10 protein-coding genes are annotated in these 11,827 nt (G+C 66.0%); 3 read left to right on the top strand and 7 right to left on the bottom strand.

Annotated features, from left to right (window positions below):
• Positions 1-9 precede the first annotated feature (9 nt).
• From ACHQ4I_RS23380 to ACHQ4I_RS23370, 3 genes are read right to left on the bottom strand one after another with little or no spacing between them, the layout of a single operon-like run.
• Positions 10-1,647: an ABC transporter permease gene (locus tag ACHQ4I_RS23380; RefSeq protein ID WP_420773931.1), complete on the bottom strand. Its 1,638-nt coding sequence runs from the start codon at positions 1,645-1,647 to the stop codon at positions 10-12.
• Positions 1,644-2,576 carry an ABC transporter ATP-binding protein gene (locus tag ACHQ4I_RS23375; RefSeq protein ID WP_420773930.1) on the bottom strand — a complete coding sequence of 311 codons (933 nt, stop codon included), beginning with the start codon at positions 2,574-2,576 and terminating at the stop codon, positions 1,644-1,646. Before ACHQ4I_RS23375 ends, ACHQ4I_RS23380 begins: the two co-directional genes overlap by 4 nt.
• Positions 2,576-3,211, bottom strand: coding sequence for a TetR/AcrR family transcriptional regulator (locus tag ACHQ4I_RS23370; RefSeq protein WP_420773929.1), 636 nt, complete (start codon positions 3,209-3,211; stop codon positions 2,576-2,578). The genes ACHQ4I_RS23375 and ACHQ4I_RS23370 overlap by 1 nt, the downstream gene beginning before the upstream one ends.
• Before the next feature lie 241 nt (positions 3,212-3,452).
• Between ACHQ4I_RS23370 and ACHQ4I_RS23365 the strand changes: the two genes are divergently transcribed.
• Positions 3,453-5,405, top strand: a complete 1,953-nt coding sequence (locus ACHQ4I_RS23365) for an acyl-CoA dehydrogenase family protein (protein ID WP_420773928.1) — start codon at positions 3,453-3,455, stop codon at positions 5,403-5,405.
• A 25-nt stretch (positions 5,406-5,430) separates the two neighbouring features.
• On the opposite strand, the gene ACHQ4I_RS23360 is transcribed toward ACHQ4I_RS23365, so the two are convergent.
• From ACHQ4I_RS23360 to ACHQ4I_RS23345, 4 genes are all read right to left on the bottom strand, one after another.
• Entirely contained in the window at positions 5,431-6,087 is a 657-nt protein-coding gene (locus ACHQ4I_RS23360) for a phosphatase PAP2 family protein (RefSeq protein ID WP_420773927.1), read from the bottom strand.
• A 132-nt stretch (positions 6,088-6,219) separates the two neighbouring features.
• A complete protein-coding gene (locus ACHQ4I_RS23355; protein WP_420773926.1) occupies positions 6,220-7,119 on the bottom strand; it encodes a nuclease-related domain-containing protein in 900 nt (299 codons plus the stop codon).
• Between the two features lie 90 nt (positions 7,120-7,209).
• On the bottom strand, positions 7,210-8,601 hold the full coding sequence (locus ACHQ4I_RS23350; RefSeq protein ID WP_420773925.1) for a DUF2252 domain-containing protein: 1,392 nt from the start codon (positions 8,599-8,601) through the stop codon (positions 7,210-7,212).
• Positions 8,602-8,650: 49 nt separating this feature from the next.
• On the bottom strand, positions 8,651-10,345 hold the full coding sequence (locus ACHQ4I_RS23345) for a GMC oxidoreductase (protein WP_420773924.1): 1,695 nt from the start codon (positions 10,343-10,345) through the stop codon (positions 8,651-8,653).
• A 259-nt stretch (positions 10,346-10,604) separates the two neighbouring features.
• On the opposite strand from ACHQ4I_RS23345, the gene ACHQ4I_RS23340 reads away from it, so the two are divergent.
• Positions 10,605-11,189, top strand: a complete 585-nt coding sequence (locus ACHQ4I_RS23340) for a CDP-alcohol phosphatidyltransferase family protein (RefSeq protein WP_420774186.1) — start codon at positions 10,605-10,607, stop codon at positions 11,187-11,189.
• A gap of 75 nt (positions 11,190-11,264) precedes the next feature.
• Positions 11,265-11,663, top strand: coding sequence for a glycine cleavage system protein GcvH (gene gcvH, locus ACHQ4I_RS23335; RefSeq protein ID WP_420773923.1), 399 nt, complete (start codon positions 11,265-11,267; stop codon positions 11,661-11,663).
• The last annotated feature ends 164 nt before the right edge of the window (positions 11,664-11,827 follow it).

The raw sequence follows: 11,827 nt of genomic DNA, 5'->3' as shown, positions 1-11,827 counted from the left end.
TATCGACATTCAGCGCAGGTCGCGGCGGCGGAAGCCGACGATTCCGACTGCGAGCAATGCGACCGCGATCCCGAGCAGCCACAGGATGGGGGTGGCTTCGAAGGACGAGCCGGGCAGCTTCGGCGGATGCACGAAGGGGACCAGGTCGCGGGCCCATTGTGGTAGTCCGTCGAGGGAGCCGATGACGAAGATGGCGATCATCGTGCTGAGCACGCCCCAGGCGACCGGGGTGTAGCGGGGTGCCAGACCATAGATCGCCACGGTAATGCCGGTGAGCACCCACACGGCGGGCACTTGAACTGCCGCCGCGCCGAGGCAGTCACCGAGTTTGCCCGCGAGATCGCCGTCCGATATCCCGTAGATGACCCCGACCGCCGCACCCGCGATGAACAGCAGCACCGCGGGTCCGAGCAGTGCGATGCCGATGTGGCTGAGCGCGTAGCGTGCTCGGCTCACCGATCCGGCCAGGGTGGCCTCGGCGCGCTGGCTCGACTCCTCCTCGTGCAGCCGCAGCACGGCCGAGATGGAGTAGGCCGAGGCGGCGATGGCCAGCATGCTGAGGGCGAAGGTGATGAAGGAATTCTGCAGCACATCCGTGCCGCCCATCCGGTTGATCACATCGCGGATCTGCTTACTGTTCTCGAGCATGTCGCCGACGCTGTTGATGGCGCCGCCCATCAGCGATCCATAGAGCAGGAAGCCGATGGACCAGGCCAGCAGCGAGCCGCGCTGCAGCCGCCACGCCAGTCCGGACGGACCCGAGAGTGCGGGAGCCCCGACCGGTGCGCCGGGCCGCTCGGCGAGCAGGCCCGATCCGGTATCACGTTGCCGCAGTAGCACATACGCGGCGACAGTGGTCACAACCGCGACGGCGACCAGCGGGATCAGCACCCACCAGCGCTCATCCGCATACGGCCGCATATTGATACACCAGCCCAGCGGCGAAAACCACGACAGCACACCGTTTCCCGCGTCGCCTACCGCGCGCAGCGCGAACGCCGTGCCGAGTGCGCCGAACGCCACCCCGCGCGCGACCCGTGCGCTCACGCTCACCTGTGCCGCGACGGCGGCGACCCCGGCCCAGACAAATCCGGAGCAGCCGAGCGTCGCGCCATATGCCAGCGAACCGGCGGCGGGCAGGTCACTGCCGTACAGCGCGAAGGCACTCAGGACGGCGACGATCAGACAGCCGGTCACCGTCATGATCATGGTGGCCGTCAGCCCGGCATAGCGGCCGATGCTGGTGGCGCCGACCAACTCCGCGCGACCGGTCTCCTCCTCGACCCGAGTGTGCCGGATGACGGTGAGGATCGTCGCGATCGCGATCATCGCGTAGAACGGCCCGGCCTTCCACAGCCCGACGGAGCCGAGGTCGGTGCTGAACACCGGCCCGTACATGGCCACCAGCGCCGGGCTTTCCATGACCGACTTCGCCGCATGATCGAGGTCGGCCTGCGTGGCATAGACGGCCTTGGCGCTGCCGACATAGGCGGCGGGCAGCAGCCCGAAGGCGAATACCCACAGCGGCAGCACAATTCGGTCGCGACGCAGGAACAGCCGCAGCAATCGGGTCGTACCGGCGAAGTCGGCGGACCCGCGCACGACGGGCGTGGCGTAATGCCTGCCACCCACGGTTGCGGTCGTCATGATCCCACCTTCTCCATGGACGCGGTGGCCTGCTCCGGCGTCGCGCCGTCGACGTGGTAGTGCCGCATGAACAGCTCCTCGAGCGTCGGCGGTGCGCTGGTGAGGCTGCGCACCCCGGTGTCGCCGAGGATCCGGATCAACTCGCCGAGATGTTCACTGTCGACCTGGCAACGCAACGTGGAACCGTCGCGTTCGATGTCCTCGACACCGGCGATCCGGCTGAGATCGCCTGGGTCGCCGAGCAATTCGGCGGTGATCGAGGTGCGTGACAGATGCCGCATATCCGTGAGCGATCCGCTTTCCACGGTGCGCCCGGCCCGGATGATGGTCACCCGGTCGCACAGCACCTCCACCTCGGACAAGATATGACTCGACAGCAGGACGGTGGTACCGCGCTGTTTCGCCTCCTCGACGCATTCGCGAAAGACCTGCTCCATCAACGGATCCAGGCCCGAGGTCGGTTCGTCGAGCAGCAGCAGACGGACATCGGAGGCGAGTGCGGAGATCAATGCGACCTTCTGCCGGTTGCCCTTCGAGTATGTGCGCGCCTTCTTGCGTGGATCCAGATCGAAGCGCTCGATCAGTTCGGCGCGGCGCTGCGGGTTGATTTCCCCGCGCATTCTGGCGAGCAAATCGATGGTCTCCCCGCCGGACAGCGATGGCCACAGCGTGACATCGCCTGGTACGTAAGCGAGTTCGCGATGCAGTTCGACCGCATCGGTCCACGGGTCGCGGCCGAGTAACCGAGCCGCGCCGGAGCTGGCCCGCAGAATACCGAGCAGGATACGGATGGTGGTCGACTTACCCGCGCCGTTCGGGCCGAGAAAGCCGTGGATTTCGCCTTCGCGGACCGCGAGATTCAGCCCATCGAGGGCGGCGACGTGGCCGAAGTTCTTGTGCAGGTCGCGAACTTCGATGATGTCGGACATCAGGTCTCCTTGGTGAGTGTGTCCAAAATCGTTGGGTCTGTGAGGAATCCCTGGGCGTAGAGCTCGACGGCGGGGAAGGCGAATTCCTCGGTCATTTCCCGAACGACCTTGCCGTAGTCGAACTTTTCCCCGCGCTGCTGTAGCAGCGTGAAATACATGACGGTCGCGCCGACATTGACCGTCGTCAGATATCTGGCGCGAGCCGCCGGATTGCGGCTCGGCTTGATGGTGCCCGCGTCGACACCTGCCTGGATGTACTCCTCGGCATCGGAAATCATGTGCTCGAGAAGGGATTCGGCCATCGGTCCGCCCGTCTGCAGGCTGCGCACCATATACGCGACCAGCGGACCGTAGGCCTCGATCTCGGCCATGGCGGCGAGCATGCCCTTGGCGACATTCGTCTCGGTTGCGGTCTTCCACTTCTGTTCCCGGATCAACTGCAGCACGCGCTCGTCGCAGACGGCGCGCAGACCGTCTTTGGAGCCGAAGTGATGGTTGACCAATCCGGGAGAGACACCGGCCGCCGCGGCGATCGCGCGCACTCCGACCTGGAATCCGTTTTCACCGAACACCACGATCGCGGCATCGCGAATCCGGGCGGCGGTGGTGAGTTCCGAGCTCGTGGAGGACGTCACGCGTCGCCTCCTACATCGGCGGATCCTTGCGGTACGGCTCTCTGGTTGAACACATGTTTAGTATATTAAACGCCTGTTCAATCGCAAAGCAAGGGTTTGGCGAAGTTGTCGCGTCACGATGTTCGTGTCGGCTGAATCCGCTGGTCAGGACGCCAGCGGTGGTCGCTGAGGCGGACGATGTCCGGGCCGGCGAGCGGCACGGGCAGGTCGCCAGCCGTCGGCGGACCGCTAGTGTCGAGATATGGCTGACACCGAGAATCCCTCGACATCGGACCACCTCCGCGACGCACTCGACGGCCCATGGCGCGCGGTTCGAGCCGAGGCCAGGGTGGCGCTGGCCGGTAATCAGTTCGCCGGCGACCCCTATCTCGACTACCACGCGGCGCGAGCGCGGGTGCTCGGGCAGATGCGGGTGATCGCCTCGATGGGCTACGCGGAGCGCGGTTTCCGGCGCGAGCACGGCGGAACCGGGGAACCGGGCGCGGCAGTGGTCGGGCTGGAGATGCTGGCCTATGCGGACCTGTCGCTATGGGTGAAATCCGGTGTGCAGTGGGGTTTGTTCGGCGGCGCCGTGGAGAACCTGGGGACCGAGCGGCATCGGGACGTGGTCAAGCGGCTGATATCGCTGGATCTGCTCGGCTGTTTCGCGATGACGGAGTCCGGGCACGGCAGCGATGTCGCGAATCTGGAGACGACGGCGACCTATGATCCGGCGACCCAGGAGTTCGTGGTGCATTCGCCGACGCCGTCGGCGCGCAAGGACTACATCGGCGGCGCGGCCGAACATGCCGGGATGGCAGCGGTTTTCGCGCAGCTGATCACACAGGGCACCAGCCAGGGCGTGCACTGCTTCCTGGTGCCGATCCGCGATGAGCACGGTGCCGATCTGCCGGGCGTGACCACTTACGACGACGGCCTCAAGGGCGGTCTGCTCGGCGTCGACAACGGACGCATCGTCTTCGATCAGGTCCGCATTCCCCGCGAGAACCTGCTCAACCGGTATGCCGATGTCGCACCGGATGGCACCTACGAATCCGATATCGAGAATCCGAGCCGCCGATTCTTCACCACGCTCGGCACTTTGGTGCGCGGGCGGGTCAGCGTCGGTGGCGCGGCGGCCGCCGGTGCGCGGGTCGCGTTGAGCATTGCCACCCGGTACGCGTTGAAGCGCCGCCAGTTCGCCGATCCGGACAGCGGTCAGGAGACCTTGCTGCTGGACTACCGCAGTCATCAGCGGCGGTTGCTGCCGTTGATCGCCCGGTCCTACGCACTCGCATTCGCGCAGAACGATCTGGTGCGCCGGATGCATCTGGTGCAGACCGGTCAGGATCTCGATCCGGGTGCGCAGCGTGCACTGGAGAAGCGGGCCGCCGGACTCAAGGTCGCCCAGACCAGGTTCGCGACCCGCGCCATCCAGGAATGCCGCGAGGCCTGCGGCGGCGCCGGCTATCTCACCGAGAACCGGCTGGTCACGCTGAAGGCCGACACCGATGTGTTCACCACCTTCGAGGGCGACAATGTCGTACTCACTCAACTGGTGGCCAAGGAACTGCTCACCGCCTATTCCGATGAGATCCGCGATCTGGACGCGCTCGGCTGGGTGCGCTTCGCCGCCACCATGGCCGGTGATGTGGTGCGCAAGCGTTCCGGTGTGCGCCAACTGATCCAGACCCTGCGCGACCGCAGCGACGACACCGTCGACGATGGCGACCTGTCCCGCCGATCGGTGCAGCTGCAACTGTTCGCCGACCGCGAGGACTACCTGGTCCGCACCGCCGGATACCGATTGCGCGCCCGCGCGAAGGACACCGCCCCGTTCGAGGCGTTCAATAACGCGCAGGACCACATCCTGGCCGCGGGCACCGCGCATATCGACCGGCTGATCCTCGAGGAGTTCATCGAGGGCATTGCCGCGATCGCGGACCCGGCCGCGCGTGAACTCGCTGAAACCGTGTGCGATCTGTACGTCTACTCGATGCTCGAGGAGGATCAGGCCTGGTTCATCATGCACCGGTTCATGTCGGTCGAACGCGCGAAGGCCGTGCGCCGTGGCGTCAATGAACTCGTGGACCGGCTGCGCCCGGACGCGCTCACGCTGGTCGAGGGCCTGGGTGTGCCGGAGAGCATGCTGCGCGCGGCCCTGCTCGAGGATGCCAGCGTCTTCGATCGGACGAACAGCCCGACGACCGTATAGCGGGTGCGGCGCACCGCGGTAGGTGCTAGGTGCGAGCGGCCGGGCGAATTCGTCCGGCCGGCTCGAGCAAGCGGTCGGCCGCTCTCCAGCACACAGTGATCAGTGCGATCGCCGCGGCCGTGCCGCCGAGAATATCGGTGGGCAGGTGGTAGCCGAGTCCGATCATGCCGACGGCGGCACAGAGCAGGGCGACGACGGCGATGACGGTGGTGACCACCCGTGCGCGCGTCGAGTCGATCAGCAGCACGAACGTGGTGGCGATCGCGACCAGGTGCACGGTATGTCCGCTCGGATACGCGAGATAATCGTGCAGCGGTCGATCCCAGAGCGGTTTGAGCATCCAGCTGTTGATCCCGACCGCGACCTCCGGAAGCACCACCATCGCCGCGGCGCGCCGCCACTGCCCCTGATAGCCGAACCAAGCGGCGGCCGCGAGTAGCAGCGGGATCAGGATGTAGCCGTTGCTCGGAATCACCAGTCCCTGATACACACCTGGATGGCCGTCCGCGGCCGCGTGGATCGGGTCGGCGAGCGCGCGGTCCAGGCCGGTCGTGCCGCCATTGTCCGGAAACGTCAGCGGCAGCAGGACGGTCGCGAAGACGCCGAGCATCACCACGCACAGCGCGACGACGTCGGCCCGGTAAGGACCGAGTGAACCGAGCAGCTGCCGTGGTGCGATCACGCGTCGACGATAGTCAGCACCGGAGCGCACCAGGCCCGTGGACCTATCGCGCGTGCACTCGCGGACGAATCGCGCACGGTGCCAACCGAGCCGTCGGATACTGTGCGGTTGGCGACAACATCCCGGCCTACCTCACGGCCCGTAGGTCAAGACCGCGGTCATCACGAACCAGATCACCCACGCGAGGGCGACTACCATGCCCGCCGCCAACGCGATGCGCATGAACGCTCGCCCGAGATCCATATCGCCCGCCTGCCGCGGATACAGCTTCCACGGGCTGTACCAGGGCGCCTCGATGACCAGGGCCGATGTCTGCGCGTCCTTTTCGGCCTGCTTCAGTTCCTCGGCATAGGCCTCCGCCTGCGCCTGCTGCGGGCCGCCGTGCCACAGCGTGATATCGATCGGGCCGAGGAAACCCTCGGTGATCAAATCCTGCGGGGCGGGCAGATAGGGCAGGATGCCGAGGCTGCGGAAGGCCACCGCCACATCGTTGGCGGTCCACAGGTGGATGTTCTTCTCGGATTCGGCCAGCGTCTCGAAATAGTGCCGCAGCCGGTCCGGATCGTTGCCGAGGATCACATCGAAACTCGGATCGCTCCACTCCTGCTTCACCGACAGCTCGGCGCCGCGCAGCGGGACGATCAGCGCGACACCGTGCACCGCGCGCTGGCCGAGACCGCGTGCGGCCAGCCAGTTCTGCAGTGCGAGTGTGTGTTCGCGCGATTTGTCCAATGGGGTGCGGCGATCGCGGCCCTCCGTGGCGACCGGTTCGCCGGAGATCGTCCACGGGCCGCTCAGCGGCACCTCCAGCACGCCGTCCTGGCGCGCGACCAGCGCCTCGGCCTCGATCACCACACAGCTGGTCGGGGTCCACACCACGGCGTCGAACTGGTGCAGCCGATCATTGTGGAACAGACTGCAATTGACCGTGGCGACGCCGTGCGGGCTTGCCGGATCCTTCCAGGTGCGCAGCCAGTCGATCAGCGCCCGCTCGGCATTGGTGCCTGCCGGGTTCTGTACTCGCACGAGCATTCGCGACCGCCCTTCACGTCGTCACTCGATGGTGGCAAGGATACGGACAACACGGCCCGGTTCGCCGTGCCGACAACCAGACGCGGCGTGTCACCGCGGATGTTCCACCGCGATCTTTCCAGCCCGCACCGCATCGGCCAATGCGGTGTGGTCGGCCTCGGTCCGATCGGCATAGCGGACCGCGAAGCGCGCGATCGCATTCTCGAAGGCCTCGTCGCCGTCGAGGTACCCGGCGAGCAGGCGCGGATCGAGGGAGCGCGAATGCGCACGGGCCAGCAGCGCACCGGCCAGCCTGCCGTAATCGTCGAGTTCCTGCGATGACAGCTCCGTGGGATCGATACTGCCCTTCATATTGCGGAATTGTCGCACCACGAACGGCAGCTCACCGGTTTCCAAGCGCAGCGTGGTCCACCCGAGCAGGATATCGGTCTCGGACTGAACCAGCCTGGCGCCCTGCACGATTCGCTCACCCTCGTGTCGCGGCGGCGGTACCGGCAGGTACGGTCGCAAGGCGCAGGGATTGGCCTGCTTCAGCTGCAGCACCAGCGCCTCGCCGTCGTTGCCGTGCAGCAGGGCCAGATAGCTGTGCAGTCCGACGCTGCCGGTGCCGACGATGCGAAAGGCGATGTCGGACACCGCGAATCGGGACAGCAGATTGCGCCGGGACTCGAGCAGGGTATCGCTGTAGCGCTCGAGTCCGTCGATGACCTCTTCGGCGACCTTGGGGTCGACGGGCGTGAGAATCGGTGGGTCGCTTACGAATCGGTGTTTGCTGATCCCGGTTTCGTGATCCTCGAGATGTTCGGTCCATTTCTCGACCACTTTGGCGCTGGTGTTCTTGCGGGCCTTCTTCGCGGCCTTCTTGAAGTCGTCGAGCAGATCATCGGCCTTGGCCCGGCTCAGGATCGACTCATCCGGCAGCGCACTCCACGATTCCATGAACGGCTGGTCGGCGAGATGATCGATGGCGAGCCGATAGGACCGCGCGGCATCATGGGCCGCTCGCACGCAATCGTCTTCGGCCGCACCACCTTCGCGGCCCGCGAGCACCAGACTGGCCGCCAGCCGCTCCAGATCCCACTCCCACGGACCCGCGATGGTTTCGTCGAAATCATTGATGTCCATGATGATTTCGCCGCGCGGCGTGCCGTACAGGCCGAAATTGGCGGCGTGCGCGTCACCGCAGAGCTGTGCGGACAGCCCACTGTCCGGACTGCCCGCGAGGTCGGCGGCCATCAGCCCGGCCGCGCCGCGATAGAAGGTGAACGGCGAGGCGATCATCCGGCCCACCCGCAGCGGCACCAGATGCGGCAACCGGCCGGCATTGCTCGCGGCCAGGAAGTCCAGCACATCCGGCCGCGCAGGCCCGGTGGCCGCCCGGTCCCGTGCGGTGACCGGAACCCGCTGCCGCAGTGCGCGCCCGCGGGCGCGAACCTCCTCGGCGGGGACGTAGGAGCGAAGATCGATACCACCGTCTGACACTGTGACATTTTGCAGCGCCTGCGGCGCTGCGTCTTCGCGGCCCCTGGTGTCAGGTCGCGGACACCACCGGATCAGCAGGCGTGATCGGCAACCGCAACGCACCGGGTGCGGCCGCTGGCACCGTCGGATGCTTCGGGGCGACAGGGGAGATCCGCCGATACCGAGCGCCCAGCTCCGGGCGCGGATCGGCATCGTTCTTATTGGGCCAGAACGCCATTGCGCGCTCGGCCTGTGCGGTGATGGTCAGCGACGGATTGACCCCGAGGTTCGCCGTGACCGCCGAACCGTCCGCGATATGCAGGCCGGGATGTCCGAATACCCGCTGATATGGATCCACCACACCGGCCTCCGGGCCCTCGCCGATCACGCAGCCGCCGATGTAGTGCGCGGTGGCCGGGATGTTGAACACGTCCATGATCAGGCCATGGGTATCGCCGTTCACCTTGCGGCCGAACCGGCGGCCGATATCGTGCGCCAGCGGAATCCAGGTCGGATTCGGTTCGCCGGTGCCCTGTTTGGTCTTCAACTGCCCGCGCTTGCGGTAGGAGGTCAACGAATTGTCCAGCGACTGCATGATCAGCAGGATCACCGACTTCTCCGAGGCGTGGTGCGCGTTGAGGCTGCGCAGGAATACCAACGGGTGCAAGACGATTGCCAACAGGAAGCGCAGGAATCGGAACGCGCCGCCGTCCACGATCGGCACCGACATCGGGAACAGCGCATTCTGTCCCTTGCCGTAATGGCAGACCTCGATATGGGTATCGGCCTCCGGATGGATGGAGGAGGTGATCGCGATGCCTTCGGCGAAATCGCGGCGTGAGCGGCTCACCACATTGAGGATTGCCTCGGAGTTGCTGCGGGTCAGTTCGCCGAGGCGCGGCGACAGATTCGGCAGCACGGCCTCGTCGCGCATCCGGTGCAGCAGCTTCTGGGTTCCGAGCGCGGCACCAGCGAACACCACCTGCTCGGCGGTAAAGGTCTTGCGCTGCTTGCGGATCCAGCGATCCGAGCGCTCGGTATCGACCGCATAGCCGCCACCGGACAGCGGACGAACCGCGGTCGCTGTGGTCAGCGGATGCACTTCGGCCCCGGCCTTTTCGGCGAGGTAGAGGTAATTCGTGGTGGTGGTGTTCTTCGCATTGTTCGGACAGCCGGTGAAACATTGCGCGCAGTGCACACAGCCGCGCCGCCGCGGGCCCGCGCCGCCGAAGTACGGGTCCTCGACCTCGGTGCCGGGATCGTCCTCGTTGAAGAACACGCCGACATTGGTGGGGTGAAAGGTGTCGCCGACCCCCAGATCGTCGGCGATCTCCTTGATCACCTCGTCGGCCGGTGTCATCCGCGGGTTCGGCGCCACCCCCAGCATGCGCTGGGCCTGGTCGTAGTACGGCGCGAGTTCGGCCTGCCAGTCGGTGATGTGGGCCCACTGCTTATCGGTGTAGAAGTTCGGCAGCGGCTCGTAGAGGGTGTTGCCGTAGATGAGCGATCCGCCGCCCACACCGGCCCCGGAGAACACCGCGCACTTGCCGAGGACGCTGATCCGTTGCGGTCCGGTCAAACCGAGCCGTGGCGCCCAGATCGATTTGCGCACATTCCAATTCGTCTTCGGAATATCCTCGGCGTTCCAGCGGCGTCCCGCCTCGAGCACCCCGACCCGATAGCCCTTCTCGGTCAGGCGCAGCGCGCTCACGCTCCCGCCGAATCCGGAGCCGATCACTACCACGTCGTAGTCGAATGCGGGCATGGTTTCCCTTTCTGAACCGTGCGGCAGCCTGTAGACCAACCATATGAGATGGTTTCACACTCATTCTGTCACTCGGGTTGGTGCGGCGTAATCCACAGCTTGAAGGTGCGCGAAAGTGTTCGCAACCGGCGTGCCCGGATGGCGTGAACCGGGGTCGGTGCGGTATGCACGGGCTGTGACAACCGAATCGGGGAAGACGGAACCGGGCGAACGCGCCGACTCCGGCACGGGCAATACCGATGACCCGGCCGTTGGCGGCATCTTCGACGACCGCATCCTCACCGTCCCGAACGTCTTGAGCGTGCTGCGACTGGCGGGCGTGCCACTGTTCCTGTGGTTGCTGCTGGTGCTGCGGGCCGACGGCTGGGCATTCGCGCTGCTGGTGGCCAGCGGCGTCACCGACTTCCTGGACGGCAAGCTGGCCCGGCTGCTCGACCAGTCCTCGCGGCTCGGCGCTCTGCTGGACCCGTTCGTGGATCGGCTGTACCTGGTGACCACCCTGGCCGCCTTCGTCATCCGCGGGCTGATGCCCTGGTGGGTCGCGGTGATCCTGATCGGCCGCGACGCGATCCTCGCGCTGACCCTTTCGGTGTACAAACGCCGTGAGCTGGACCCCCCGGAGGTCATCTACCTGGGCAAAGCGGCCACCTTCGCGCTGATGTCGGCGCTGCCGTGGCTGCTGGCCGGTCAGATGGACTGGGCGCTGGCAGGTTTCGGCCGTGCCTTCGGTGGGGCATTCCTGGTCTGGGGCACGGCGGTGTATGTGTGGACCGGCGTGCTGTACATCTGGAAGGCTTTCGCTGTCGCGCGAGCGATACCGGCTGTGCCACACCGCGGTGAGTAGCGATTAGAGTTGCGTCGGCACGTAGCGACTGCTTGCAGGTCGCTCGAGAAGGTCAGCTAGATGAAAGGATGGCCTGTGACCCAGACCCCCGAGGATCTGCGCTACACCGAGGAGCACGAATGGGTGCGGCGAATCGGCCCGACCCGGGTTCGCGTGGGCATCACCGATTACGCACAGTCTCAACTCGGTGACGTTGTGTTCGTGCAGCTGCCCGACCTGGACAAGGATGTGGCCGCTGCGGAGGGCATCGCCGAGGTGGAGTCGACCAAGAGCGTGTCCGATATCTACGCTCCGCTGGCCGCGAAAGTCGTTGCGGTGAACGATGTTCTGACCACGGCACCGGAAACGCTGAACACCGATCCCTATGGCGATGGGTGGATCTTCGAGCTCGAGTTGAGCGAGGAGGGCAGCGTGGATGCGGCGCTGGGTGAACTGCTGGATGCCGCAGGTTATCAAGGAGTTATCGGGGGCTGACCAAGCCTTCCCGGTTCTACCTGCACGGGTACGCCCTGGCAGGGTACGGTCAATGCCAACAGATGTGCCGGTGCTTGGCAGCCGGTGTTCTAGCGCCAGGATCCCCAGGTCGTGGCGGTGAAGGCAGCACCTGCTTGCATGGATAATCAGGTTCGAGGAGGAGA

The organism is Nocardia nepalensis (assembly GCF_048910785.1).
Classification (GTDB): Bacteria; Actinomycetota; Actinomycetes; order Mycobacteriales; family Mycobacteriaceae; genus Nocardia; species Nocardia nepalensis.
The sequence above is the reverse complement of the archived record's forward strand: the minus strand, read 5'-3'. Positions and strand labels throughout refer to the sequence as shown.